The 26,447-nt window shown below is 61.7% G+C and carries 27 protein-coding genes, 1 tRNA gene and 1 pseudogene; 18 read left to right on the forward strand and 11 right to left on the reverse strand.

Going from position 1 to position 26,447, the window contains the following annotated elements:
- The first annotated feature begins 7 nt into the window (after positions 1–7).
- The 3 genes and pseudogenes from JQ597_RS07005 (at position 8) to JQ597_RS38245 (ending at position 4,146) form a co-directional block, all read left to right on the forward strand.
- Positions 8–850, forward strand: coding sequence for an alpha/beta fold hydrolase (locus tag JQ597_RS07005; protein WP_212263477.1), 843 nt, complete (start codon positions 8–10; stop codon positions 848–850).
- 170 nt (positions 851–1,020) lie between these two features.
- Positions 1,021–2,778 (forward strand): adenylate/guanylate cyclase domain-containing protein, encoded by a 1,758-nt coding sequence (locus JQ597_RS07010; protein ID WP_249147556.1) that lies wholly within the window; start codon positions 1,021–1,023, stop codon positions 2,776–2,778.
- 637 nt (positions 2,779–3,415) lie between these two features.
- Positions 3,416–4,146: pseudogene (locus JQ597_RS38245) on the forward strand (methyltransferase domain-containing protein).
- A 133-nt stretch (positions 4,147–4,279) separates the two neighbouring features.
- Here the strand turns inward: JQ597_RS38245 and JQ597_RS07020 are convergent.
- From JQ597_RS07020 to JQ597_RS07030, 3 genes are all read right to left on the reverse strand, one after another.
- Positions 4,280–7,651: an AAA family ATPase gene (locus JQ597_RS07020; RefSeq protein WP_212263478.1), complete on the reverse strand. Its 3,372-nt coding sequence runs from the start codon at positions 7,649–7,651 to the stop codon at positions 4,280–4,282.
- Between the two features lie 183 nt (positions 7,652–7,834).
- The gene (locus tag JQ597_RS07025; protein ID WP_249135764.1) at positions 7,835–8,614 is read right to left on the reverse strand and encodes a DUF2927 domain-containing protein; all 780 of its coding nucleotides are present in this window, start codon (positions 8,612–8,614) and stop codon (positions 7,835–7,837) included.
- 164 nt (positions 8,615–8,778) lie between these two features.
- Entirely contained in the window at positions 8,779–9,363 is a 585-nt protein-coding gene (locus JQ597_RS07030; protein WP_212263480.1) for a L,D-transpeptidase, read from the reverse strand.
- A gap of 221 nt (positions 9,364–9,584) precedes the next feature.
- On the opposite strand from JQ597_RS07030, the gene JQ597_RS07035 reads away from it, so the two are divergent.
- From JQ597_RS07035 to JQ597_RS07045, 3 genes are all read left to right on the forward strand, one after another.
- Entirely contained in the window at positions 9,585–11,129 is a 1,545-nt protein-coding gene (locus JQ597_RS07035; RefSeq protein WP_212263481.1) for an acetolactate synthase large subunit, read from the forward strand.
- Between the two features lie 124 nt (positions 11,130–11,253).
- On the forward strand, positions 11,254–11,769 hold the full coding sequence (locus tag JQ597_RS07040; RefSeq protein WP_212263482.1) for a hypothetical protein: 516 nt from the start codon (positions 11,254–11,256) through the stop codon (positions 11,767–11,769).
- Positions 11,770–11,791: 22 nt separating this feature from the next.
- Complete coding sequence (locus tag JQ597_RS07045) at positions 11,792–13,150, forward strand: M20/M25/M40 family metallo-hydrolase (RefSeq protein ID WP_212263483.1); 1,359 nt, start codon at positions 11,792–11,794, stop codon at positions 13,148–13,150.
- Positions 13,151–13,276: 126 nt separating this feature from the next.
- Here the strand turns inward: JQ597_RS07045 and JQ597_RS07050 are convergent, their stop codons facing one another.
- Positions 13,277–14,320: an HWE histidine kinase domain-containing protein gene (locus JQ597_RS07050; RefSeq protein WP_212263484.1), complete on the reverse strand. Its 1,044-nt coding sequence runs from the start codon at positions 14,318–14,320 to the stop codon at positions 13,277–13,279.
- 190 nt (positions 14,321–14,510) lie between these two features.
- Here JQ597_RS07050 and JQ597_RS07055 point away from each other — a divergent pair, with 190 nt between their 5' ends.
- The 9 genes from JQ597_RS07055 to JQ597_RS07095 all read left to right on the forward strand — a co-directional run bounded on the left by JQ597_RS07055 (position 14,511) and on the right by JQ597_RS07095 (position 18,337).
- Positions 14,511–14,690 (forward strand): hypothetical protein, encoded by a 180-nt coding sequence (locus tag JQ597_RS07055; protein WP_212263485.1) that lies wholly within the window; start codon positions 14,511–14,513, stop codon positions 14,688–14,690.
- A 189-nt stretch (positions 14,691–14,879) separates the two neighbouring features.
- Positions 14,880–15,020 carry a hypothetical protein gene (locus JQ597_RS07060; RefSeq protein WP_212263486.1) on the forward strand — a complete coding sequence of 47 codons (141 nt, stop codon included), beginning with the start codon at positions 14,880–14,882 and terminating at the stop codon, positions 15,018–15,020.
- A 210-nt stretch (positions 15,021–15,230) separates the two neighbouring features.
- Positions 15,231–15,515: a hypothetical protein gene (locus JQ597_RS07065; RefSeq protein WP_212263487.1), complete on the forward strand. Its 285-nt coding sequence runs from the start codon at positions 15,231–15,233 to the stop codon at positions 15,513–15,515.
- A gap of 161 nt (positions 15,516–15,676) precedes the next feature.
- A complete protein-coding gene (locus JQ597_RS07070) occupies positions 15,677–15,907 on the forward strand; it encodes a hypothetical protein (protein WP_212001304.1) in 231 nt (76 codons plus the stop codon).
- A 106-nt stretch (positions 15,908–16,013) separates the two neighbouring features.
- Positions 16,014–16,226, forward strand: a complete 213-nt coding sequence (locus tag JQ597_RS07075) for a hypothetical protein (protein ID WP_249133142.1) — start codon at positions 16,014–16,016, stop codon at positions 16,224–16,226.
- Between the two features lie 75 nt (positions 16,227–16,301).
- Positions 16,302–16,565 (forward strand): hypothetical protein, encoded by a 264-nt coding sequence (locus JQ597_RS07080; RefSeq protein WP_212263529.1) that lies wholly within the window; start codon positions 16,302–16,304, stop codon positions 16,563–16,565.
- Between the two features lie 605 nt (positions 16,566–17,170).
- Positions 17,171–17,677, forward strand: a complete 507-nt coding sequence (locus JQ597_RS07085; protein ID WP_212001299.1) for a YciE/YciF ferroxidase family protein — start codon at positions 17,171–17,173, stop codon at positions 17,675–17,677.
- Positions 17,678–17,817: 140 nt separating this feature from the next.
- On the forward strand, positions 17,818–18,027 hold the full coding sequence (locus tag JQ597_RS07090; protein ID WP_212263489.1) for a hypothetical protein: 210 nt from the start codon (positions 17,818–17,820) through the stop codon (positions 18,025–18,027).
- A gap of 55 nt (positions 18,028–18,082) precedes the next feature.
- A complete protein-coding gene (locus JQ597_RS07095; protein ID WP_212263490.1) occupies positions 18,083–18,337 on the forward strand; it encodes a hypothetical protein in 255 nt (84 codons plus the stop codon).
- Between the two features lie 127 nt (positions 18,338–18,464).
- Here the strand turns inward: JQ597_RS07095 and JQ597_RS07100 are convergent, their stop codons facing one another.
- From JQ597_RS07100 to JQ597_RS07125, 6 genes are all read right to left on the reverse strand, one after another.
- Positions 18,465–18,635 carry a hypothetical protein gene (locus JQ597_RS07100; protein ID WP_212263491.1) on the reverse strand — a complete coding sequence of 57 codons (171 nt, stop codon included), beginning with the start codon at positions 18,633–18,635 and terminating at the stop codon, positions 18,465–18,467.
- A 371-nt stretch (positions 18,636–19,006) separates the two neighbouring features.
- Positions 19,007–19,291 carry a hypothetical protein gene (locus JQ597_RS07105; protein WP_212263492.1) on the reverse strand — a complete coding sequence of 95 codons (285 nt, stop codon included), beginning with the start codon at positions 19,289–19,291 and terminating at the stop codon, positions 19,007–19,009.
- 534 nt (positions 19,292–19,825) lie between these two features.
- Entirely contained in the window at positions 19,826–20,161 is a 336-nt protein-coding gene (locus JQ597_RS07110) for a hypothetical protein (protein WP_212263493.1), read from the reverse strand.
- Positions 20,162–21,461: 1,300 nt separating this feature from the next.
- Positions 21,462–21,536, reverse strand: a tRNA-Val gene (locus tag JQ597_RS07115).
- Positions 21,537–21,682: 146 nt separating this feature from the next.
- Entirely contained in the window at positions 21,683–22,963 is a 1,281-nt protein-coding gene (locus JQ597_RS07120) for a coiled-coil domain-containing protein (protein ID WP_212263494.1), read from the reverse strand.
- A gap of 144 nt (positions 22,964–23,107) precedes the next feature.
- Positions 23,108–23,773 (reverse strand): DUF1134 domain-containing protein, encoded by a 666-nt coding sequence (locus JQ597_RS07125; protein WP_212263495.1) that lies wholly within the window; start codon positions 23,771–23,773, stop codon positions 23,108–23,110.
- Positions 23,774–23,926: 153 nt separating this feature from the next.
- Here JQ597_RS07125 and JQ597_RS07130 point away from each other — a divergent pair, with 153 nt between their 5' ends.
- The gene (locus JQ597_RS07130; RefSeq protein ID WP_212263496.1) at positions 23,927–24,391 is read left to right on the forward strand and encodes a YHS domain-containing (seleno)protein; all 465 of its coding nucleotides are present in this window, start codon (positions 23,927–23,929) and stop codon (positions 24,389–24,391) included.
- Positions 24,392–24,409: 18 nt separating this feature from the next.
- Here JQ597_RS07130 and JQ597_RS07135 read toward each other — a convergent pair whose 3' ends face one another.
- Positions 24,410–25,237, reverse strand: coding sequence for a 3'(2'),5'-bisphosphate nucleotidase CysQ family protein (locus JQ597_RS07135; protein WP_212263497.1), 828 nt, complete (start codon positions 25,235–25,237; stop codon positions 24,410–24,412).
- A 163-nt stretch (positions 25,238–25,400) separates the two neighbouring features.
- On the opposite strand from JQ597_RS07135, the gene chpT reads away from it, so the two are divergent.
- Positions 25,401–26,048 carry a histidine phosphotransferase ChpT gene (gene chpT, locus JQ597_RS07140; protein ID WP_212263498.1) on the forward strand — a complete coding sequence of 216 codons (648 nt, stop codon included), beginning with the start codon at positions 25,401–25,403 and terminating at the stop codon, positions 26,046–26,048.
- 193 nt (positions 26,049–26,241) lie between these two features.
- Positions 26,242–26,447: Hpt domain-containing protein (locus JQ597_RS07145; protein WP_212263499.1), on the forward strand; the 206-nt coding region annotated here is incomplete at its 3' end.

Genomic DNA, 26,447 nt, shown 5'->3' on the forward strand with positions numbered 1-26,447 from the left:
CGACGCGATGCCGACCGTCAAAGCCGGTGACGGGACACCGTTGCACTACGCGGTTCACGACTACACCGACCGCTGGCGCAAGGCCGAGACCATCATCCTGATCCACGGCTTCGCCCGCTCGGGCGAGTTCTGGTTCAACATGGTGCCGTATCTGGCGCGGTTCTACCGGGTGATCTGTCCGGACTTGCGCGGGCTCGGACAATCGTCGCCGCTGAACGATCCGGCGCACGCGCTCTCGCTGGCCGCCTATGTCGGGGACATCGAGGCGGTGGCCGATCACGCGGGCGCACCGAATTTTCACCTGGTCGGGGAGGCGATCGGCGGCGCGATCACGCTGATTTTCGCCGCCGAGCGGCCGCAGCGCCTGCGTACGCTGTCGGTGCTGGCGCCGGCGGTGTGGGCCAATGACTGGATCCGCAACGCCTATGCGGTCGGCTTTCCGAGTTGGGTCGAGGCCATCAGGGCGCTCGGCGTCGAGGGCTGGGTGCGCAAGTCGAACACGCTGGCGCGGTTTCCCGCCGGTTTCGATCCGGCCTTCATGGATTGGTACGCCAGGGAAGTAGGGAAGGCCGACATCGATGTCGTCGCTGCGATGGTCGAGTTCGCCGGCTCCGTCGACGCCAGGCCTTACCTGCAAAAGGTCGAGGCTCCGACGCTCGCGCTCTATCCGACCGGCAGCAACATCTCGTCCGCCGATCAGGAAGCCGCGCTGCGCGACAACATCGCCTCCGTGCGCGTGACGCATCTCGATACGCCTTACGCGATGCTGGGAATGCTGCAGCCGCGGGCCTGCGCCGAACAGATCCTGAATTTCGTAGGCGCCCATGACGGGCTCGTTTGCCGCGAATAGCCGTTTCGCCAATCATGAATCCGAGCGGTCGGCTGCTGTCCGCCTGGGTGCCTATTCCTGACCCAATTCGGACACCGCATCAGGTACGAAGGGTGCCAGAAGCAGACGTTAGCCGAGTAGTCCGGTCACTCAATCCGTCGTACAATATGTTGTCGGTTAGGGTGCGAACCATGGTGCAGGATCGGCCAATTCGGGTCGAGCGCAGGTTGTCGGCCATAATGGCCGCCGACGTGGCTGGCTATTCGCGGCTCATGCACAATGATGAAGAAGCTACGCATGCCAAAGTTGCGGCACTTTTGATTGACGCTGTCACCCCCGCAATTGCCGAACGCGGGGGCCGGATCGTGAAGAACACGGGCGACGGGTTCTTGGCAGAGTTTCCGAGCGCGGTCGAAGCGGTTCGCGCTGCTGTCCAGTTCCAGGCCCGCATCAGGGAGCTTACAGTCGATGACTCGGAAGATAGCCGCATTATGTTTCGTGTGGGCATCAACGTCGGAGACGTAATCATCGAACCTCACGACGTTTTTGGAGACGGCGTCAATATCGCGGCTCGACTCGAAAGCATCGCAGAGGCCGGTGGGATCTGGATCTCATCGTCCGCCTACGATCATGTCCAGGGCAAAATTCAGGCTGAGTTCGTCGATATGGGTGAACAAAGCCTCAAAAACATCGAACGCCCGGTTCGCGCTTTTAGAGTTCTCGACGTTGCGATGCCGCGAAAACCCGCGCTTCCACGTCGGGACAAGTCCTCGATTGCGGTGCTGCCTTTCCAGAACCTTTGTGCGGACGCTGAGCAGGAGTACCTGGCTGACGGCATCGTGGAGGACATCACGATGGCGTTGTCGCTCTTTCGTTGGCTGTTTGTGATCGCGCGAAACTCAAGCTTCACGTACAGAGGCCGGACAGTTGACGTAAGGCAAGTTGGTCGCGAGCTTGGCGTACGCTATGTCCTTGTCGGTAGCGTGCGCAAAGCTGGAAACCGTATACGTATCGCAGGACAACTTATAGACACCGAAACCAGAGCGCACCTGTGGGCCGGCCGTTTCGAGGGTCCGCCCGAAGATATGTTTGACCTTCAGGACCGCGTGACAGAGGGCGTTGTGGGCGCAATCGCCTCCAAATTACAGATTGAGGAGATCAAGCGAGCCAACCGAAAGCCAACCGAGAATCTCCTGGCGTATGATTACTACCTGCGCGGAATGGCCAAGCATGATTTTGAGTCGATGGCCGCCAATCAAGAAGCGCTCCGGCTTTACCGCAAAGCGATCGATGTCGATCCCAAACTAGCCTGCGCCTACGGCATGGCAGCATGGTGCTACGTGCACCGAAAGGCGCGCGGATGGATGATCGAATCTGTCCGGGAAAGTGCCGAAGCCACGAGTTTGGCTTGGAAAGCAGTGCATCTGGGTAGCGACGATTCCGTGGCATTGTGTATGGGCGGTTATGCACTTGCTTTCATAGCGCACGAGTTCGACGCGGCCGCGACTTTCATGGACCGGGGGCTGGAAGCTAATCCGAATCATGCGTCCGCCTGGACGCTCGGTGCGTGGCTGAGGGTATGGAGAGGTGAACCGGATGTGGCGCTCGAACATGTCGCACATGCCGTTCGCCTAAATCCTCGCGATCCCGCTGGTGTTCATGGTGCAGCGGCATATGCGCATTTTCTGTTAGGCGATTACGACAGCGCGTCAGCCTGGGCCGAAACGTCCATGCGTGACAGTCCGCCTTTTCTGCTGCCAATTTGTGCGTATGCGGCAAGCAATGGGCTGGCTGGACGTCTGGAACCGGCACAACACGGCGTGGAGTTGGTACTGAAACACAGGCCCGGTTTGAGCATATCAAACTTGAAAGATCTCGCGTCATTTCGCCGGGGCGAGGATTTCGCTTTGTTCAGCGCTGGCCTACGAAAGGCTGGTCTTCCAGAGTGATCGGAGCGAAACTCGAACCAGCCCGCCCATGTCCGCTTCGGGTCAATCGCGTCGGCTTGTCCGGACATCATGATTTCTCGTCTTCTCCCGGGAGCGGACATCGTCCACGGCCGGTCGGCATGTCTAGTGCCAACAACCGACATTAGCTATGGTCAGGCATCCTGTTGCAGTATGGGAACGAATGCTAGTTGGATATAGCCGGGAGACACTGGTTGGCCTCATCGTTGCAGGCTTTGGGGTGGCCTTCATGTTGGGGGAGGCACTCCGTTATTGCCACGATGCTTCTGCTTCTAGCCTGGGTGCTGGTGATACTGGACGAAGACATGAAGTCTGGTTGAGCGAGTCAAACATTTTGAACATAGCCTTCGAGCTGTGGCGCGCAGTCCGATGGCCGTAGCGAAGTGACAGCCTGCGCGGGACTTCGGCACGCGGGCCAGCATTCTGATGATGTTGCCGACCGTCAGCCGGGCTTTACCCGTTGACTTCGAGTACTCAGCATTCTCACTTAGGCTTCGTTGGGTGCTCCAGCGCAAGGCGAACAGATGGAGTTGGCTGTGTGAGTCCACCTATTGAGCTCACAAAAACTGGACGACCGCGCCTAAACCGGCTGCGCCTGCTCGGCAGGCGCGTGATAACACTGGCCCGTGCAGCGACGCTAGTGGCGTTTGCCGCAACTCGCGCATACGCCGCTGACATTGGTCATCTGGCTCCCCCCGGAGCCGCTGCAAACGAGTTTCCCTTACCTCAGCGCCCTGTTGCGCAGATTGTCAGCCCACGCCGCTCTGCCGAAGAGAACCGCGACGCCCTGAATGAAACCGGTCAAATCGCCCGTCTTCTTGAACTAAAGCCAGGCATGACGGTCGGCGACATTGGTGCAGGCAGCGGTTACCACACGGTCAGGATCTCGCACCTCGTCGGGCCCGAAGGCTCTGTCGTTGCCCAGGACGTTACGCGGGATTACCTCGTCAAGCTCGCCCGGCGAGTAGAACGCCTGAAGTTGACGAACGTCAAATTCGCGCTCGGCGAACCACACGACCCGCGCCTGCCCGCTTCCTCGCTGGATGCTGCAATCCTTGTGCACATGTATCACGAGATAGCCAACCTTATGCCTTCCTCTACAATCTCTCGTCCGCCTTGAAGCGGGGTGCGCGGGTTGGAATTGTCGACCTTGAGCTTCCGACGTCGAAACACGGCACGCCAATAGAGCTCTTGCGTTGCGAACTGACCGCCGTCGGCTATCGCGCGGTCGCCACATATAAGCTCGCAGGGGGCAGCGGATACCTGGCGGTGTTCTCTCCGCCCGAGGGAGCGGGTCGAAAATCTCCCCGGGATATCGTTGCTTGTGGGGATCGTGCCGGCACGCGCTGACCACCCGATGGACCCCGGGCATCGGAGAAGGTCATAAGCTGACATTACGGACGTGCTGCGCGAGGTCCGTTTTCTCCGCATGTCTGTTTGGTGCCATGAGCAGGCATTTCTTTCCGGCACTCCACCAGTGTCCTCATGGCGCCAGCGAATCGAGTAGGCTTTTTGCCTCCTTCAAATCCGGCGTGGCGAACCCCTCGGTGAACCAACCGTAGATCGGAGCGAGAAGTTCTCGGGCCTCATCACGCCTCCCTTGATCGTGCCAGAGCCGCGCCATGCTCGTGGCTGTGCGCAACTCCCAGGATTTTGCCTGCTGCGCCTTCGCGACTGCGAGCGCCCGCGCGAAATACGTTTCCGCTTTTGCCAAGTCCCGCGCTGGCGATATCAGGACAATTTCACCGGCGATGCGATAGACCTCGGCCTCGTACCATGCTTCTTTTGTGACCTCGACCACCTTCATTGCTTCGCCAATGTGGCGCCATGCGTCGTCGAATTGGCCAACCTCCCCACAGGCCTTCGCCAAGTAGGATAGCCATACCGGCAAAATCACTGTCGCCCCTGCTGAGCGCCAGACGGGGATCGCTGAGCTGAAAATGCTGACTGCGTCCGAGTTTTTGCCGGTTGCGGCCAGGAGACTGGCTCGCCTAAACAATCCGGCGGTCTTCCAGAAGCCGGAACCTTTTTCTTCGGCCAGTGCGATGAGCTCAACGGTGAGCGCCTGCGCCGTCGTATAGTTGCGGCCCATCAAATGAGGAATGCATGCGATAGACAACATGTGCATCAATGTACTGGCGTAGCCCGTCCTACGCGCCTCACCGACCGCTTGTTCTGCGCTTGCCAGCGCAGCTTCAGGATAGCCAAGCGTCCACAGTGCCAGCGACCGCCAGATCAAAACGATTGGTATCGGCCACCGCAGGCGGCCACCGCGCGGTGTCGCCATCGACTGAGCTTCGACAGGACTGGAAAGCGCATGATCCAGATTGACTCGGCCCTCCGCCATGTTTCCCGAGAGAAGCAAGACAAGACCTAGGAGTTGCTGGGCGAGCCGCAAAGGCTCCGTACCTCCCATTTTCTCGGCAAATGTCATGATGTGCGCGGCCCTCTCGCGGGCCAGGTCGCCGTTGAAGTTCACAATATGTGAATCAAGCAACGTAATAAGAGTCCCAAACAGCAGCCACGGATCTTCGGGAGGCTCCCCGAGCGCTTCAGCCTGTTCGATCAGCAGGCGCGCCCGCTCGGCGGCGGCCGTGGTCTCGCGCGCGGCTAGCCCTTTGATATCGCGGAGTGGACCTATCAGCGCAGCCTGGAGCTTGATTTCTTCATGACGAAGCGCCGGCGTGGTGGGTAAAGTCGCGATCTGCTCAAGCGCGCGCGTTAGCTGCTCGATGGCCTCCAGCAGCGCCGAGCGCTCAATTGATCGCGATCCTGCTTTGCCCCACAACACGACGGCCCTGTCGATCAGCCCGGCCTCGGTGTAATGCCGCGCCAGCAGATCCGGCTGGGCCTCGGCGATGTCGGCAAACTGGCTTTCGAGGATGTCCGCGATACGAGCGTGGAGCACGCGCCTAGGCTGGCGTAGCAAAGTGCCATAGGCCGCATCTTGCACCAGTGCATGCTTGAACAAGTAGGTCGCAAGCGGCGGTGCGCCGTTGCGAAACAGCAATCCGGCCCGGACAAGACGATCGAGTGAGGAGACCAGTTCTGCCTCAGGCTTGCGCGCCACCGCGGCCAACAGCGCATGCGAAAACTCGCGACCGATCGCCGCCCCGGTCTGGGCCAGCTCCTTGGCCGGGCCGAGCCGGTCAAGCCGCGCCATCAGGGACGCATGCAGGCTTGCGGGGACGGCGTGCGCCGAGGGGGGAACCGCGGCCGCAGTCTGCATTGCTTCCCGCTCGCTCCCGGTCTCCAGAACGGCCTTTGTCATCTCTTCGACGAACAACGGGATGCCGTCGGTGCGCTCGATGATGTCTTTTTTGATGTCCGCGGGCAGCGCCTTGTTGCCGACGACGCGGTCGATCATGCTGTCGACCTCGCGATGACCCAGACGATTGAGGGCAAGAGCTGTCACATGCGGCTTTCCGACCCAGGCCGCCTCGAACTCCGGCCGAAACGTCACGATCACGAGAACGGGAAGGTTCGCAATCCGATCCACCGTGCGACCGAACGCTTCGAGACTCGTAGGGTCGCCCCAGTGCGCATCCTCCACGATCATCAGCACGGGGCGCGAGCGCGCCAGGGTTTCCGATTGCCGGTCGAGTGCCTCCAGCGTCTTCTGCCGTCGCTGTTCAGGGGCAAGCTCGAGAGCGGGGTAGCGCCCATCGTTGGCGAGTGACAATAATTCGGCGACAAGTGCTGTGTCCTGCCTGGACGTCGCGGTCTGCGCCAGGAGCGCATCGAGCTTGTCGCGCTTTGTCTGCGGTGTGTCGCCGTACGCAAATCCGGCGGCACGTTCGAGCTGCCCGATGACCGGATAGAGAGCGCTGCCCGTGTGCTGGGGCGAGCAGAAATAACGCAGCCGCGCATGTGGCTCGCCTGCAAGCTTCTCCATGACCGCGGCGGCAAGCCTGGATTTGCCGATACCGGCCTCACCGGACAGCAGTACAACCTGGCCTTCGCCGGACTTTGCTTTCGCCCAGCGCTGCAAGAGCAATTGAAGCTCTTGCTCCCGCCCGACCAGCGCAGTCAGGTCGCCGGCGTGCATTGCCTCGAAGCGGCTCTCGACAGAACTTGCCCGCAGCACTGAGAAGGGCTTCACCGGTCCAGCGATCCCCTTGAGCTCCTTGGGCCCCAGATCCTGTAGCTCGAACAGATTGCCAACGAGCTTGCGCGTGGCCTCAGCAATAACGACGGTGTTGGGTTCGGCCGTGCTTTGCAGGCGCGCGGCCAAATTCGGGGTTTCGCCGATAATGCTGCGTTCCTGCGCTTCGCCGGATCCGACAAGGTCTCCCACGATCACCAGACCGGTGGCAGCTCCGATCCGCACCTGCAGGCGCTCAGGGGCGGAGATTGCAGCGACCGCGTCGATAATCGCGAGACCGGCTCGAACTGCGTGCTCGGCGTCATCCTCATCTGCCGCCGGATAGCCGAAATAGACCAGCACGCCGTCACCCATGTATCTGGCGACGAAGCCCCCGAAGCGGCCTACAATATCGGCGACGCACCTCTGATAGGCCGAAATGACTTCGCGAAGGTCCTCGGGGTCCAGACGCGCGGAGAGCGCCGTCGAACCGACAAGGTCCGAGAACATCACGGTGACCTGGCGGCGCTCGGCGGTGTCTTTGTCGGCTTCCAGGCATGCATCCGCTAGCGGTGCAGGTTCGCAGGCTTCAGCCCGCAACGCAGCGATGGCGTCCAGCAGCTTCCGGCGATGCCCGACAGATCCGACACCAAGCTCCTCCAAGTCCTCCCTCGTCAAACTCCGGAGGATGGTGTCGTCGATGTTATTCTCGCGGAATGCCGCCTCATATTGTTCGAGATCGAGCTTCCGCAGCCAACCTCCGACGTCCACGGTGGGGACCTCCCTACGAGATAGTCTCCTAGGCGGGACAACCTGGCTAGGTGGTGCCAAATGTCCGCTTGGGGTCATTCGCGTCATTTTGACAGTCTGGCCACCACCACCGCTCTTCCCCTCGAAGCGGACACCGCAACGGCGGCGTCGGGAAGGAAGTTAACGCAGCGATCGTGATGCAATTCACTCCGTCAGATTATTGACCTTGCGCACCCATGCACGGACGTCGGCGAGCACGTCGGGCAATATCGCCCTGACGTCCTGCACGGTCATGCCGGCCTTGATCCGGGGATCGTAGAGCAGGTTGAGCAGGTACTGGTCGTAGACGCCGAAATAGCCCATCGACACATTGTCGTTGAACATGGTCCAGGGCACGGTCGGGGTGTCGTTGATCGGGCCGAGCGATTGCAGCAATTCCTCATAGGCGCAATCGAAGAAGACGAAGTCGCCATTGTCGACGGTGAGGATCACGTCCGAATGCTCGATCTCGAACTTTTCGTTCTTGCGAAAGCCGCTCAGGCATTGCGGGTCGAGCGAGGAGCGAATCTCGCGCGCCCGTTCGCTGCCGTAGAAGGTTATGATGGTGCGGTTGAGGTCGCGGTCCCGCACCAGCTTGACCAGCACATTGGCATCATCGTTGTTTGCCGCCATCGCGATATCCAGGTGCTGAACCCGTGCCGCGATGTCGGCGACGATCTTCGCGAGCTGGGCCTTGCGGTCGGCGCGGGTGCCGTCGGCGAACACCCGCACCGGTGCTTCGTATTTGCGGATGCGGTCGACGCGGCCGGCAAGATGATACTCGGCGCCAAAGGCGATCTTGAAGAAGCCTTCGATGATCTCGCTATCCGTGAAAACCTTCTTCTGGGCGCGCTGACGCTGGGCGACGGAGGGATCCCCGGCCAACGCCGCGGCGGGCAACAACACTTCGCCGAGAGCTACGGCAGCCAGGGCGGCTGCGAGCATTCGCGGGAATCGAGGCCGGCCAATTGCGCTCATTATGGCTCGACGCTGCCGCAATCGGCGCGTGCGCGCAAGACTTGTTCACGCCTGGCGAGGCCGGTTCAGGTCAACAAGTCTTGTTCGCGCGTCAAAGGCAGACGCCGCCGGTTCCCTGACGCTGGATGCGGCTAGTTCTTTACGATCACCGGGGTGCCGACCGAGACGCGGCTATAGAGATCGGTCACGTCGTCGTTGGTCATGCGGAAGCAGCCGGACGATACCGCCTGTCCGATGGTCTCGGGCTCGTTCGATCCGTGGATGCGGTAAAGCGTCGATCCCAGATACATCGCGCGGGCGCCGAGCGGATTGTCGATGCCGCCTTTCATGTGCCGCGGCAGATCGGGCCGCCGCGCCAGCATCTGCGACGGCGGGGTCCAGCTCGGCCATTCCTTCTTCGCCGTGATACGGTGGGTTCCGCTCCAGCGGAAGCCGTCGCGGCCGACGCCGATGCCGTATTGCAGCGCCTGGCCGCCCGCGAGCACCAGATAGAGCCGCCGCTCTGCGGTGTTGATGTAGATGGTGCCCGGGGCATAGTTGCCGGCAAAGTTCACGGTCTGCCGCCGGATCGAGCTCGATCCGCCCATGCGGAAATTCGGCCCGCCGCCCAAGATGTCGCGCGAGTCAACGAAGCCCCCGAAGTCCTGGGCTTGCGCGTGACCGACACCGGCCAGCACCGTCAACGTCGCAAATAACAAAGCCAAAACCCGGGTCATTTTCTTCCTCGTGAAAAATCAGAATATGCAGCGAGACAGGCCATAACTGCCGCGATTTCGCAAGCAAAGAGCCCGTGAGCGCGCCATTTTCGGACGCGGCGGTTAAAAAAGGCAACACATCGGAGGCGATGGCTGCATTGTCGGCTAAACCTTTGACGAAACGGGTGAAGAATGATTGATCTTGAGCCGTCTTGAGAACAATCGCGAACGGGGGCGAGACCATGAACGGTGCGGAAAGTCTGGTGCGGACATTGGTCGCAGGCGGCGTCGACGTCTGCTTCACCAACCCCGGCACCTCGGAGATGCATTTTGTCGCCGCACTGGACCGGGTCGAGGGCATGCGTTGCGTGCTGGGCCTGTTCGAGGGCGTGGTGACGGGTGCCGCCGACGGCTATTTCCGCATGAAGGGCACCCCGGCCTCCACGCTGCTGCATCTTGGCCCCGGGCTCGCCAACGGTCTTGCCAATCTGCACAATGCCAAGAAGGCCAATTCCGGCGTCGTCAACATCGTCGGCCAGCATGCCACCTACCACATCGAATACAATGCGCCGCTGACCTCCGACATCGAGGGCCTGGCACGGCCGATGTCGTCCTGGGTTCGGACTTCGCCGGACGCGAAATCGGTCGCCCGTGACGGCGCTGCCGCCATCGCCGCGGCGAGTGGTGCGCCGCCGCAGATCGCAACTTTGATCCTGCCGGCCGACACCGCGTGGAACGAAGCCGACGGCGTGGCTGAGGTGCCGGTGGAATCGCAGCGTCAGAGCTACTCCCCGCAGGCGGTCGAGAAGGCGGCAAAGGTGCTGCGCGGAGGCGAACAGACCTTGCTGTTGATGACCGGCAGCGCGGTGACGGAGAAGGGACTGGCGCTGGCGGCGCAAATCGCCGGCAAGACCGGCTGCAGAGTGATGGGCCCGCTGGCCAGTCCGAGAATGGCGCGCGGCCGCGGCCGGTTTTCGATCGATCGGGTGCCTTACGTGATCGAGCAGGCGCAAGCGGCGCTGAAGGGTTTTCGGCACATCGTGCTGGTCGAAGCCAACGATCCCGTGGCGTTTTTCGCCTATCCGAACAAGCCCAGCCTGCTGAAACCTGAGGGATGCGAGGTCCATCGCATGACTTCGAGCGGCGAAAATTCGGTCGCGGCGCTGGAGGCGCTGGCTTCGGCGGTGGGCGCCAAGCCGGCGGACGTGAAGCCGCAGGCCAAGGTCGAACTCGTCAAGCCGACCGGCGCCCTGAACCATGCCTCGATTGCCCAGGCGATCGCCATGGCTATTCCGGACAATGCTATCGTCGTCGACGAATCCGTCACCACAGGGCGAGCATTCTTTCCGGTGATGGCGGCCGGCGCCCCGCACGACTGGATCCAGAATCTGGGCGGCTCGATCGGATATTCGACGCCGGTCGCGACCGGAGCCGCGATCGCCTGCCCGGACCGCAAGGTGATCTGCATGGTCGGCGACGGCAGCGCGATGTATACGCTGCAATCGCTGTGGACGCAGGCGCGCGAAGGCCTCAACGTCGTCACGATTGTGTTCGCTAATCGCATCTACCAGATATTGCGTGGCGAGTTCGACGGCGTCGGCGCCGGCGAGCCGGGACAGCGTGCGCTCGACATGCTCAAGATCGACCGCCCGACCATCGACTTCGTCGCGCTTGGCAAGGGCATGGGCGTGCCCGGCCGCGCGGTCGACAATGTCGACGATTTCGTCAAGGCGCTGGCGGAAGCCGTCGCCGAGCCGGGGCCGCGGTTGATCGAAGTGCAGATGTGACGGCTGAAAGCCGTCATCCCGGGGCGCGAAGCGAACCTCCGGTGCGCAATTGCGCACCGGGGATCTCGAGATTCCGGGTTCGATGCGTCGCATCGCCCCGGAATGACGGAAGGTCGGAGGCGACATGCAGACCGAGCTGAACAAGGTCGTCACGGCGCTATCGGAGTTTTACGCGCACGAGACGTTCCTGCTCGAAAAGGACGTCGGCGAGCGCCCGCTGACGCACCGGCTGGCGGTGCATCTTGAACATCAGTTTGCCGGCTGGCAGGTCGATTGCGACTACGACAGACTCGGCGAGCGGACGCTGCGGCTGCCGCACGGTTCGATCATCTCGACCGACGACCATCTCGGCAAATCGATCTACCCCGATATCGTCGTGCATCAGCGCGAGATCCCCAACAATCTGCTCACGATCGAGGTCCGGAAATCCGCCAATCACCAGCCGCTGGAACACGACCAGCACAAGCTGCGGGCGCTGACCGATCCGCATCTGTGGTTCGCCTACTGGATCGGCGTGTTCGTGACGCTCGGCAAGAAGCAGGTCGCGATGTCGGAAGTCTATACCGGCGGCGTGATCGACCCGGCTCTGTCCATCTGGTTTGCCGAACGGCTGAAGGATACAGGCTTAAGTGCAGGCTGAGACCTGCGAGGAGAGGTTAATCATGGTTTCATACGGCTTGGTTTCACACGGCTCGGCGTTCTCGGCGTCGGTTTTCTCACGCGCGATCCTGACAATCGCGTTCGTCACGGTGGCTTCGCAGGCCTTCGGGCAGGCCGCACCCGCGCCCGCGCCGGCGGTGGAGGCCATTCTCGCCAATCCCAAGGTCGCCAAGACGCTTGAGGACATCAAGGCCGACGATGCGCGAACGCTCGACGAGCAAAAGCGCATCACCGAAATTCCGGCGCCGCCCTACAAGGAAAAGATCCGCGCCGAATATTACCAGAAGCGGATGCAGGAGCTCGGCTTCAAGGACGCCGCGATCGACAGCGAAGGCAACGTCATCGCGCTGCGCAAGGGGTCGGGCGGCGGCCGTCCGAAACTCGTGGTGTCAGCGCATCTCGACACGGTATTCCCCGAAGGCACCGACGTCACGGTGAAGGAAAAGGACGGCACCCTTGTCGCGCCCGGCATCGGCGACGATTCCCGCGGGTTGGCTGCGCTGCTGTCGCTGATCAAGGCGATGAACGCCAACGAGATCGCGACCGTCGGCGACATCATGTTCGTCGGCACCGTCGGCGAGGAGGAACTCGGCAATTTGCGCGGCGTCAAGGCGCTGTTCCGCGATCACAAGGACATCGACGGTTTCATCTCGATCGACGGGCTTGGCATCACCCGCGTCGTCAACCAGGCGACCGGCAGCCATCGCTACGAGTTCATCTTCAGGGGCCCCGGCGGCCACTCGTTCCAGGAATTCGGCCTGCCGAGCGCGATCCACGCCATGGGCCGCGCGATCGCCAAAATCTCCGAGCTGCAGCCGCCGTCCGATCCCAAGACCACCTTCACGGTCGGCACCGTTGTCGGCGGCACCTCGGTCAACGCCATCGCGGCCGAAGCGCGGATGGCGGTCGACATGCGCTCGAATTCGACCGACGAGCTGCTCAAGCTCGAGGCGCGCCTGCTCGATCTGGTCAAGGAGGCGGTGGCGGATGAAAACGCGCGCTGGAAGTCCGACAAGCTTAACGTCGAGGCCAAGATGATCGGCGACCGGCCCGCCGGAATCGTGCCGATGGATTCCCCGATCGTTCAGGCGACGCAGCGCGCGGTCGCCGCCGTCACCCGCGCGCCGCGCGTGACCTTTGCGGGCTCCTCGACCGACTCCAACATCGCGATGTCGCTCGGCATTCCCGCCGTCACCATCGGCGGTGGCGGCGAGGGCGGCAACTGGCACTCGCGCAACGAATGGTACAAGCCGACGGATGCGTATTTCGGCCCGCAAAACGCGCTGCTGACGGTTCTGATGCTGACGGGATTGGACGGCGTGACGAAGCCCGCGCTGGTGACAAGGCAGGCGGCGAAGTAGGGCGAGGTCTTAATCACAGCCGTCATGGCCGGGCATAGCCGTCTTAAGGACGGCGTCGCTTCCGCTTGCCTGTCACAGCCAGTAAGAACGTGGATGCCCGGCACGAGGCCGGGCATGACGAGCGGGCTACTCCCCGATGCCCGGGAACGACAATTCGCAGTCCAGTCCTTCGGGTTTCCACTGCCGCGTGATCCGGCCGCTCAGGGTGCGGACCATGCCGTCGATGGCGTCGACGCCAAAACCTTTCCGCATCGGCTCGGCGGTCTGGGGGCCGCCGGATTCCGTCCAGCGCAGCTGAAGGCTGTCAGCCTCATCGATCTGCCAGTGGATGTCGATCTTGCCCGCGGGGCCCGAGAGCGAGCCGTATTTGGCGGCGTTCGTCGCGAGTTCGTGTATGGCCACCGCGATCGCCTGCGCGAGTGAGGCGGGAAGCCGGACGTCGGTCCCGGTCATGCTGACCCGCGTCGAGCCATAGGGGCGAAGTTCTTCCTGAATGATGGTCTGGATGCTGGCGCCGGTCCAGCGCGACACCGAGAACAGCCGCTGCACATTGGCGAGCGCACGGAGCCGGCCCTGGAACGCGGCCTGAAACTCTTCGGCGGTGTCGGCCTTGGTCAGCCGCAGCATGGCCTGGATCACGGCGAGCAGATTGTTCGAGCGATGATCGACTTCGCCGGTCAGCAGCATCATGCGCTCTTCGGCCTGCTTGCGGGTGGTGATGTCGACCAGCATGTTGACGGCGCCGAGCAGCCGGCCGGCCTCGTCGCGCAGCGGTGTCGGATAGGGCATGAAACAGATGCGCGAGCCGTCGGGCCGTTCGGCGATCGCCTCGACGTCCCGCACCGGGCGGTTTTCCTTGAGCGCAATCGCCATCGGACAGTCTTCGTGGCGCAGCGGCGTGCCGTCCGGCCAGAACAGCTTCCAGGTCACGCACCACATCTCGCCGATCTTCGGAGTGCGGCCGGCGAACTCGATGCAGGCCTGGTTGAAGAACGTGATCCGGCCCTCGGTATCTGTCGTGTAGATGGCGGCGGGCAGCGCCTGCAGCAGATCGCGGAACTGCTTCTCTTGCGATTCCGCGTCGTCGGCAGCGGCGGTGTTCCTGATGGCGTGCCGGGCCAGGATATTTTCGAGATCGGCTGCTTCGGAATGCCTGAACAAATTCAACATACTACTTCTCCCGCCTGCACTGACGCTAATTCGTCACAAAGGCAAACGTTCCGCGTGACCCGGCGAAATAAGGCGTTTTGCGGTCCGGCGCCGCCCGGCGGGCCGCCAATTGGACAAATTGTCAGCAAATTGCGGTCAAAGCCGCACTGAAATGTCTCGGCCAGTCATTTCGTGCGTAAGGGGAACTTGCATGTCGTACAGGATCGTGGCGGAACGGGAAAACGAGACCGTCAGGATGGACAGGATGAGTTCGCTGATGGCACTCGCCAAGGCGCGGGTGTGGGCCAGCGAAGGCTGGGATGTCACTATCATCGTCAGAGACGAGGATGAGCTGACGCCCGCGAAGACGGACCGTCTGTTGCTGGTGTGATGGTGTTTGCCGACGGCGCAAAGCACTCAGAGAAGGCCGCCCGGGGGCGGCCTTTTTTTGTGAATCGCTCGGGGCGCCGGTTTTGGCCTGACCTTCAAAGCGGCGATCGCTCGCTCGATGTCCCGGAACGATGGAACCGGGAACCTGGACCGGCGTTATCAGAGCGGGCAGGCTCTGTGGAGATGCGCCATGCACTGGCGATCAGCAACCGCGGATGTCGACGCGATGCGCGGCACCGGCGAGGACAACATCCTCTACGCAACCGGATGGACCATCAGCGGGCTCGCGACCCTGGTCACTATCGTCGCGGTCTGGGTATTCGGGATCTGATTCCGCGATTGCTCGCGCGACTGCTAGTCGCGGTTACGCGCAGGCCTGCGCCTGCGCCCGTTAAGGGATCACCAGCCGATCGGGCGCGGCCCACACGGACCCACGAACCCCCAAAGATTCTTGGCTCCGCCCGCATTCTTAACTTGATATTTGTTCTTTGTTTGTTCTCTATAGGCTCCAACCCCGGTGAGGTGAGCCATGGATAACAGATTGAACGAAATCCGCAGGAAAATCAGGTTCTTGCGCTCTCAAATGCTGGATGCCGAGAGTACCATCCGCCAACACATCAACCGCGATGAAGACTGCGCCGGGGCCTCGATGCAGCTGATGGCCATGCGCGTCGTGATGCTCGGGCTGATCAGCGAGCGGAACAGGCTCGGCGGCGAAGAACGCCTGCTCGATGTCGATGAGCGGCTGAAAGCGGATTGCCGCGCCGCCGGCCGGGGGCCTTTCAAGGGGCCCTTGAAAGGTGCGCGCGGCCGCCGTGTGCGATGAGGCCTGGACATCAAGAGTCGAAAAGCTGCGCAGGCAGCTTGCCGAACTGGGCTCGGCAGTTCGCCGGCTCAATCAAGCCGGCCTCGACAACGCGACGGCTGACCTCCTGCTTTCGCGCAAGCGGGCGGAGCTGGAAGATTTGATGAAGCGAGGCCATTCCGATGCCGTCAGATCCGCTGAAATGGTACGACCACAACGCGGATAATCCGCCCTGGATCAAGGCGCTCGCCGAAGTCCGGACGTTGGCCTGCCGCGAAGGCTGGTGCTACCAGCACGTCCAGGCCATCATCGTCTCGATCGACCAATACGCGGAAGCCGCACTCGGCAATCGCGGATACTTCCTGAACAAGCCGCATCGCATCGGCGGCAGCAGGAACGATCACGTTCCTTGATGCGCGACGTCGCCCGAGCCGCCGGCGCGCGCGACTTACTTCAAGCGGCCGATGGTCACGGAACAGGTCTCCCTCGGCGGCGTTTGCCTGCATGACCGAGACGCTGATGACAACGATTGAAGATTCCTTCCAGATCGCCTGGGACTATCTGGAGGCAACGGGCGAACTCGGCCATCCCGACACCGCGGCCAATCACCTGCTCGACACGATCGAGACGATGGTTCGCCGCGGCGAGCGTCGCCGGGTGCTTCTCTCCAACACCGCCATCGCCTCCTACCGGCGTTTTCGAGCCGAACAGGGCCTGTCGCTGGCGTCATAGGAACAGGGCTCAGGCTGGAACGTTCTGCTCCTCACGCGGGGTCGGTCGCACCTCGCGAAAGCTGGGGAGGATTTTATGGAAGGCGGTTTCAAGAGCGCTGAAGCGTATCGCGCGACGGCCTTGCTCTGCCGTCAACAGGCCGCGTGCGATCCGGACAATAGCTGGAGGTTGCTCGGTGAGGCCGAGCGGTGGGAATACCTCGCCGAACAGATCCTGGCTTCCCGCCAGAATCGCGCGGCGGAGGGCGCCAAATCGGTCATCGAAACGGGAATGCCACGTGTCGCGCCTTCGCAGCCGAAGACGATGGTTACTCCGCCGCGGCCGCCTCGTTATGGCTAATCCTGTAGCAGCATCGCAGCCGGTGGCCGTTTGATCCACCCTGTTCGATCCAGCAGAGGTCACTGGGAACGCGACATAAAGATCGGAGTTGCCGTGTTATCGCCGTCCTGCCCTTTGGCCTCTACCGGCGACAGAGAGTGTTGTGCTCCCGCCTGAAAGCAGGTGAGCGATGTGCAAAAAGTGCACCGAACTCGATGAGAAGATTGAACACTACAAACGCATATCATCCCATGTGACTGACCAGCTCACGCTGGACGGTATAGCCGGTTTGATAAAGCAAATGATGGCCGAAAAGACCACGCTCCATCCCGAGCAAAAGCAGTGAGGGATCCCTTTTCATGGGTCAATCGGTAGCGGTCTTGCCGATCACGCTCTGACCGTTGACGCGGGTTGTGGCCGCGTCCTTCAATCCAGGCAAACCGGTCGTAAGCGATATCGCGACAACGAGTGCAACGAGCGTCTTTGTGATTCAGCTACAGCCGCTGCAGCGCCGCCAAAAACAAAATGAGTCGAGAAAAATGAATCGTCACGACGGGACGCAGTTGAGGAACAACTCCCGGTACGGCTGGTTCTACCGCAACACAATCCAACAGCCGGAGGCCGTTATGGCGAAAGAGAAAGCACTGCAGGACCTGTTCCTCGATACGTTGAAGGACATCTACTTCGCGGAAAAGAAGATCCTCTCGGCATTGCCGAAGATGGCCAAGGCGGCGCAGTCGCCCAAGCTCAAGGCAGCCTTTGAAAAGCATCTGGCCGAGACCGATGGCCAGGTCGAGCGGCTGGAGCAGGTGTTTGCGTCGATCGACGAGACCCCGAAGGGCAAGACCTGCGATGCCATCATGGGAATTCTCGACGAGGGCAAGGAAGTCATGGACGAGTACAAGGGCATGCCCGCCCTCGACGCCGGCCTTCTGGCTGCCGCGCAGGCCGTCGAGCACTACGAGATTTCCCGCTATGGCACGCTGAAGACCTGGGCGAGCGAACTGGGTTACAAGGATGCCGTAAAACTGCTCGACGCCACGCTCAGGGAAGAAAAGGCGACGGACAGCGCCCTGAGCCAACTCGCGGAATCCGAGGTCAACCGTCACGCCGAGACCGCGCAAGCCGCGTAATCAGGCAAGCGGACCTCATCGACGAAGGGCTCCAGCCTTAGGCTGGGGCCCTTCTGCGTTTGCTACTTGCGATCACATAAACGCAACGGAACCGACCGCGCCCCGGTTCATTGGTGTCTTGACCTCCAAGGAGACAGACAATGTCAAAGCAGAATCCAGTCAGAACGGACGGCAAGGTTCCGGCACGACCGCACGATTCGGGCAGCCAGGCCAATGAAACCGTTGATGGCCTCGATGCCGAGACCGAGGCGCTGCGACACGCTGCCGAAGATACGCCGTCTGCCGCTGCACCCGACGATGTCGAGAAGGTGCCGGTATTCGACCGGGCAGGCCGGGCGCCGAAAATCTGATCGGGAAGCAAGCGCCCAAGTTACGAGACTGCAAGTGAAATGCGAGGGTGAGGCCATGAAGTTCGGATACGCACAACCATTTTCCTTCAACATCGGTCATCGCCCGGAAACTGTCGTTTCCCGCGTTCGTCACGGCGTCACCGAGATAACCCTGAGCGACGGCCGGCTGGTTCGCGCGACGCTTCACGTGAAAGACGTCAAGATTGACCCGAACAAGCCCGGCTCGGTTGACGTTTCATACAATGTCATTGCCGAGATCATGAACACGCCGGACGTGCCCATTCTCGACGTGCATGAGACGATTCAGTGATGAAAGACCATCGGGCGGATTAGCCCAGCAGGGCCGCGCGAAGCGCGGGCCCGATAACAGACTCCGGCGTAGTCGCCCTTCATCGATGAAGGAAGCGGGGTACGCTCTCCTCTGCGCTCGCAAACATTCAATCCTGTTCACGCACGCGGATCTCCAGCCGGGCGTCGGCCAAGGCCTCGACGACGCATTTTGCCATTTGTTTGGCTTCCTCAAAGCCGATGCTTCGCTCGGGATGCTCCTTGAAGCATTCGCAAATTGCGTCCGCGATGATCGAGTTAACCTGATGTTGGTCAACCATGATTTGCCCCCTCCATAGGCGGCGCGCTTTTCGTGACGCCTGAAGAACTCCAATCGAAGATGAAGCTTCCTGAAAACGGCTCGCCGACCAAGCCGGGCCATTCGAATCAGTATTTGAATTCCGGCAGCGCCTTGGGCTGGTCCCTGGTGGCGTTAGACAACGTGATCAGCCGATCAAACCGCAGTGGTCAGATTTGGTTCCGTGCCTGTCTGCGAAGAAGCAACGCGAGGTATCGGCAACTTACCACTTCTTCCCGATCAGTATGGCAGTGCACGTCATATCTGTGGAGAGATGCGAGCTAGGTCGACCAATTCGCGAGCGACCTCCCGCGCTATCAATCCACGCTGGTCTCGCGTCGATGAGATGGTTGGCTATGCATGCAGGCGATCGCTGCGCTTGAGCTCGTGGGGCGGGTTAGCGTTGGCGTAACCCGCCTCGTTTGTCGTCAACGAATGATCGGGGACGGAGCTGATAAAATCCCTGTGCAGGTAAGTTGGTCTCTTGGTGCCATCGAACAACACGGCAACGCCCGTGTTGCGATAGCTAATTCCGGTAACGGTCCCGGTCTTGCCGGCCAGCGCCGGGCACCGGACTGATCCGAGTTGATTCACCTTGAAACGAGTGCCGACAATCAATCTGTTGATTTGGTGAGCCATCCTTCCACCTGTTCAATCGAGCGATTGCACAGCCTGCGGGGACCGATTGAAATCGTTTCTGGTTTCGTTGTCTGCCCGCTAGCCGACAATTCATTGCAGTCAGTTGCTGCGTTTTCCTGATCCAGATGAAGCTGTGCCTGGTTTCCGTCTCTTCGTGCGACCCTGCGTTCAGTCGAATAGCGCGGAGTGGTAGGTCTTGCAGGCTGACCCTTTTGGACGGGTCGCAGCAGCGAATTTCATTTGGAATAGCTCGCGCCCGCTCGTACTATGTCGGGGACCTGACTTAGGGTCTGACCCCTCAAAACAGAACTCGGCATGGAGGCGGTTATGGAATTAATCCGCGGTGAGGAGGTGGCTGTTTTGGAAAGCCACACCAACAAAATCTGCAGCACATGCGGGAAGCGGTTGGCCCTGATTCGAACGATAGTGAATCCTCGCACCGGCTGCATCGTCCACATGTTCGAATGCCGGTGCGGCCAGCGCACGTGGGAAGATTAGGACTCGTTTGGTCGGCAACGCACTGCCAGTCAGGCGCTACCTGGCCGTCGCTTTCCCGGCATGCCGGTGGACGAACTCCTGCAGGAAGCTCGGCAGTTCTCGCATCTGATCTGAGCAACGTTTCTGCAACTCGTGGGCGACCTCTGCTGAAACGTCTCTGCACCATCCCTCAGCGACATTAAAACCGGCAACGCGGACGGGGTTGCAGTATTGCCCCTCCAACAGATCGCGCACGACCGTTTCGAGGCCGGTATCGCCGACACCACTCCCCCGCCATGCTCGACCGAGGGAGCCAAAGTCATCGACCACCAGGTAGACTTCTCGATTGTGCTCGTTTGGAACGATCGATAGCGTCCAAATGGTCTTACTCATCAAGCAACTCCACGCAACGATACCCGTAGTCACAACAGCGCAGAGTGATTGCTTCAGGACGGCGAAAGGGCCCCGGATCGCTCCGGGGCCCAGGCATTGGCAAGAGGTACATCCGCTCTTGCCAACCGCCGCACTTCTCCGTGGCATCTATAGCCAAGACCCTGCAGAGACCTGCACCGCATTCGGCCGGGCCCGTCAGGCAGATAAGTGAGAGAAGAGGCGGTGAGATACTGCCTATCGCCCACTCAACGGCATGAAGGCTGCAGTGACAAACGATCCGATCAGCCCGGCTACGCCGACCAGCGCGAAGTAAACTTTGTCTTCCATCCTAAGTCGCGATCCTACTTATGGGCATCATAGCCCGGCTCGTCAGCGAGCTGCAGTCACTCTTCCGGAGTACTCCGATACGCGACGGGCCATGACCTTCGTTCGGTCAGTGGCGCCGTCGCTATGATCGAAGAGCGTCCGCGCAGTATGCGGCGCAAATTATCATCAGGCATAGTGCTGAGCGCGGATTGAGCGAGGGCGTAATCCGCCGTTCCCTTCCGGCAAAAGAGGCGGGTTATGCTGGTCATCAACAGTCGCGCCCGATCCAAGGGTCTAGCAATCACTTAGCTACAATTCGGCGGTAAACCTTATCCAAGTCATCACTTCCGATTTGCGGAAATCATGTCAAGCGCAAAATTTCCGAAAATCAAAAATATTCTGCTTTCCTTCGACCCAAGTCACCGGCATATCTTCACCCATCCCGTCCCACTCAGAGGGGCGTTGGCCATCGTCACAACGAGGGGCGGGTCGCGGTGGACGCTGATGTTGCGATTGACGGTCGCGGCAAAGGCGTACGGCGAAAGCGTGTGGTCCTGGCGCCCGTAACGGCGTCAAGTCTTTCGGGAGCTAATGCTTCCGAGGGGCGACGGTGGCAATAGAGGCCGTCTCACCGGGGAGAGCGCGTTATAAGACGTAAAGCCACTGCGCAGGGAATGTCGGATGCTCTCCGCTGCCCTGTATGCTCGTGTGCAGCTTTCTTTGCACTATTCGCACACGAGACCGCGGGTGCAGCGCGCATCCGGCATTCCCTGCGCCCTCTGAATTTTGGGGGCGGGACTACACGTAAACCTCGGGCGCGTTGCGTCGCGAGAACGCGAAGTTATTTCCGCGTCATTGCGAGCGCAGCGAAGCAATCCATCTAGCAGCGCGAAGAAAGAATGGATTGCTTCGCTTCGCTCGCAATGACGGAACGGCGACGGAATGAATGCCTGGCTGTCTGAAATTCGAACCTGAACTCGTCCCGTCAGGACGATGGTGGACGCACAAGGGATCGAACCTTGGACCTCTCCCGTGTGAAGGGAACGCTCTCCCGCTGAGCTATGCGTCCGGGATCCGGCGAAACCAGCGCCGTCAGAGCCCGCGATTTACGAAGTGAGGGCCCATAGTGTCAAGCAAACAAAGCGGCCGAATCGGGACATAGCGTTTTCGAGCGAAGTGGAGGCCGGTTCGCGTGAAGAAAACGCGTCAAAAAAGTTACGCCCCTTGCTGGCGGGCGCGGGAGGCGTGCGACTGCAGGGCCCGGATTCGCTCGGCCAGGGTGCCGCTGCCTTCGGAAGGCGCGGTGGCGGCGCTGTCGTTGGCCGGCTTGGCAGGGGGCTTGGGTGCCGCCGGTTCCGCGGCCAGCATGGCCTCGATCGCCGAATTCGGCCCCTCCAGCTGGATAGCCAATTTGGCCACCTCGGCGGCGATGTCGTTGATGCGTTCGCGCAGCAGCGCGTTCTCCATCCGCTCGGTGGCCCAGGAGCTTTCGGCCTGCTGCTGGATCGCGTTGATGTCGCGCTGCAGCTTGGCGCGTTCGTCGCGCGCGACACGAAGCTGTTCCTCGACCGCGGCTTTCTCGCTGCGCAGCTTTTCGATCGCAGGCGAATTGCCGCCCTGGCTCAGGGCCGCGATCTCGACATGCAATTCCTTGGTCGTGCGCTCGGCGACGTCGTTGGCCTGCTTGAGCTGGTTGTTCTCGAATTCGCGTTCGGCCAGGAGCTTGCCCTGGGTGGCGAGCCGCGCTTCGAGATCGTTGACGCGGTTACCGAGCATTTCGGCTTCCTTGACCTGGATGATCAGCTGCCGGTCCAGATCGGTGACGCGCTGGCTCAGATTTTCGACGCGGCTGCGCGCCTCGCTCAGTTCGCGCGTCGCGTTGTCGGATTCGCCGCGCTCCTGCGCGAGCCGGGCTTGCGTCGCCGCGAATTCCTTTTCGGCGTCGCCGACGCGGCCCTTCAACTCCTCGATCTGGGTGCGCACCGCGACCAGCTCGACCTGGCGGCTGTCCGCCACCATCGAACGGTCGGACAGTTCGTGATTGATCTTGGCAAGTTCGCCCTGCTTGTCGGTCAGCGCCTTTTCGGCGCCGCGCAGCATCTCGGTCTTGGCCGCGAATTCCTCTTCGGTGGCGCGCAGCTGTTCCTTCACCGCCTTCTCGCGCGCCTCGAGCCCGAAGATCGTGGCGTTCTTCTCGCCAAGCTCGATCTTCATGCGGTTGATCGCGTCGGATTTCTTGCCGAGTTCGGCAAGCTGGCTGGTGGTCTTGTTCTTGAGCTGGTCGACGCTCATCTCGAGCCGGCGCGCCGACATCGCGAATTCCGCGCGCAGCTGATCCTTGTCGGCCTGGATTTCAGCCATCGACAGCGGGGTGGCCGCTTCCAGTCGGCGGGTCGTCAGCCGGACCGCGCGGTTATGCACCAGCGGCACGATCATCAGGCCAAACAGCATCGAGACCAGAAAACCGATCGCCAGATACATGATCGGTTCGATCATGGATGGTCACTCCCCGAGGGCATAAAGAATTCGTTAATCACAATGCCATGGGGGACCGGCAAAAGGCCAGCCCAATGCCGCGTTAACCTGAATCGTGAAGATCAATGTGTGCTGCTGTTCAGGAAACCGTTGCTCAGGAAAAGGTCAGAACGGGTTCCAGGTCGCGCGCGGGGTGAATTTGAGATACCCGATATTGGCGCCGAGCCGCAGGCCGATGCCGGAGCGAATCGGCACCAGCACGATGTTGTTGGCGGTGAGCGCGGTCATGCCGAAGCCGCCAACGATATAGGCCGAGCCGTCGATGCCGGCGAAGCGCTGATAGATCGCGTTGGTGGCGGGCAGATTATAGACCAGCGTCATGGTGCGGGCGCCGTCGCCGCCCCAGTCGAAGCCGACCGACGGACCCTGCCAGTAGACCCTGAGGTCGCCGGCGTTCTTGGTGTAGAGCGTGCCTTCGCCGTAGCGCAGGCCGGCGACAAAGGCGCCGGAGCCTTCCTCGCCGAGCACGTAACCGTTCGGCAGGCCCCATTGGCTCACCGCGCGCTCGATGATCGATGCCAGCCCACGCGAGACGTTGCCGAAGAATTTGTGGCCGGCATTGACCAGCTCGTCCGGCCCATAGGTCGCCGGGCTCGGCGCACGCTGCGGCGGCGGTGCTTGCTGGATCGGTGCCTGCTGGTACGGCGCCTGTTGGCCCGGTGCCTGCAGCGGCGCCTGTTGCATCGGCCCCGACTGCTGCGCAGGTGCGGGCACAGTCCAGCACATCAGCGCGGCGAGCGTTACCGCGGCAAGGCGTGAGACGAAAATCATCAAAGAACCCCTGGTATCGAAATTCTGGCCGCAGCCTTAACCTGACGCCAACAAGCACGGCTCTAGGTTGCGCCCAGTGTCCCCTCGACTCGTATGTTATCGGTACCAACTATGACGGCACAACGGCAGGAAAGATATGGTTGGCGCCCCGGAATGGCCATTTTCGCCCTATGGGCAGGCTTTTTCGGAGTTCTCTGCCTTGATTTCACCGCCCTTGCCGCGACCACCGAACGGGTGGTGGTCAATCGCTATTCCGGCCTTGCGATCGAGGGGTTTGATCCCGTCGCCTATTTCACCGATTCCGTGGCCGTCCAGGGCGTGGCGGATTTCGAGGCCGCCGAGGCCGGCGCCGTCTGGCGCTTTCGCAACGAGGGCAATCGCGCTTCCTTTGTCGCCCACCCCGAGGTCTATGGCCCCCAGTTCGGTGGTTACGATCCGGTCGACCTGGTGCGAGGCGTTACCTATGCCGGTAACCCGCGGTTCTGGGTGGTCGCAGGCCAGCGGCTCTATCTGTTCGGCCGCGAGGAAAACCGCGATGCTTTCAAGGCCGATCCTTCGCGTTTCCTGAAAGACGCCGCCGCCCGCTGGCCTCGGCTCGAACAGGGCCTCGCGCAGTAGATCAGGACGGGGCTTGAATCAGAGAGGGGCTTGGGGATCGCCCCAGGCGATGAATTCCGGCACGATGAAGTCTTCGCGGCCACAACCAAAATGCAGCGCGGCGCCGGTTGAATCCGTGATCTTGCCGCCGGCGGCTGTAACCACCGCATGGCCCGCCGCCACATCCCATTCGCAGGTCGGCGACAGGCGGGGATAGATATCGACCGCGCCTTCCGCCACCCGGCCGAATTTGACCGCCGAGCCGAGTTCGGCGCGCACGGCTCCGGGCCTTGCGGCAATAAAGGCTTCGGTGCGGTCATCGCCATGCGACCGGCTGACGGCCACGGTCCAGGCTTTTCCGCTGATCGGGCAGGACCGCGTCCGGATCGGCTCGATCCGCGGCGCGCCGCCGTCAATAAGGGTCAGCCGCTCGGCGCCCCGGCCGACGATGCCGCGCCAGATCAATCCAAGCGCGGGAGCGCTGACGATGCCGAGCAACGGCACCCCGCCGGTCACCAGCGCCAGGTTGACGGTGAATTCGGCGCGGCCGGCGACGAATTCCTTGGTGCCGTCGAGCGGGTCGATCAGGAAGAAGCTGTCCTTGTAAGGCAGCTTCGCCAGATGCGTCCGCTCCTCGGACAATGACGGTATATTTGGCGCCAGCCGTGCCAGGCCTTCGCCGATGATGCGGTCGGCGGCGAGATCGGCTTCCGTGACCGGCGATCCGTCGGTCTTGCCATCGACCGTCATGGAGGCGCGGTTGACGGCAAGGATCGCGGCGCCGGCCTGGATCACCAGATCGGTCAGCGGCTCGATCAGGGCCGTGGCGGCCACATGATCGATAACGGGCGGACTTGCCTCATTCATAAGCGGGCTCATTTGCTGTTCGTGTTCCCTTGACCGGTGCCGCCCCGTGCTGGCAGCACGCGCCTGCGCAGTGTATCAAACCACCGAGCATGCGTGATTCGTAACTGTCCGCCGGCAGTCTCTTGCAGCGATTGGGGACTGCGCGGCCTTCCAGGAAAATCTGATGTCTGGCACTCCGTCTCCCGGCGTCGCTCCCGACGCCCTCGAACTTGCGGCACTGCTGTGTTCGCGGGTCTGTCATGATCTCATCAGCCCGGTTGGCGCCATCGTCAATGGGCTGGAGGTCCTCGACGACGATCCCAAGCCCGAAGATCGTGAATTCGCGCTTGATCTGATTCGCAAGAGCGCCAAGACCGCCTCGGCCCGGTTGCAGTTCTGCCGGCTGGCGTTTGGCGCGGCCGGCTCGGCCGGCGCGCAGATTGATCTCGGCGACGCCCAGAATATGGCGCGCGGCCATATCGAGGACGGCAAGATCACCATCACCTGGAATTTGCCGCGGCTGTTGCTGCCGAAGAACCGCGTCAAGCTGCTCTTGAACATGCTGGTCATTGCGCAGCAGACCATTCCGCGCGGCGGTACGCTGACCATCGACCCGATCGGCGACGGCGAGACGATGAGCTTTCGCGTCACCTCGGCCGGCCTTAACGCCCGCGTGCCGCAAAACATCGCCGACCTCTTGAGTGCGAGTTCCAGTGCCGCCATCGATGCGCATGCGGTGCAGCCTTATTATACGCGGCTCTTGGCGCAGGCCTGCGGGCTCGCCGTGACGCTCGCGCTCGACGGCGACAAGGTGCTCGTTACCGCCGCCTGAGCGCCGCCACGGGGCGATTATGGTTAACCAAAGGTTGATATTGGGCGGCTGGATTCATGGCAGCCGTCTTATCTCTTTGTTGAGGCCGTTCTTTTCCATTTGCTCAACCAATATTAAACGCTTTGCATAGAAGCTGGCCAAGTTCCGTAAGGCACGTCGATGTCGCGTGCCGGTGCGTGCGAAGGCCGGTTTCATGGATGATTTGTTGCGGGAATTTTTGACCGAGACCAGCGAGAGCCTGGATACGGTCGACAATCAGTTGGTGCGGTTCGAGCAGGACCCGAACAACGCGAAGATTCTGGATAACATCTTTCGCCTGGTGCACACGATCAAGGGCACCTGCGGCTTCCTCGGCCTGCCGAGGCTGGAAGCGCTGGCCCATGCCGGCGAGACCCTGAT

The sequence above is a fragment of the Bradyrhizobium sp. AUGA SZCCT0177 genome, assembly GCF_018130125.1.
GTDB lineage: Bacteria > Pseudomonadota > Alphaproteobacteria > Rhizobiales > Xanthobacteraceae > Bradyrhizobium.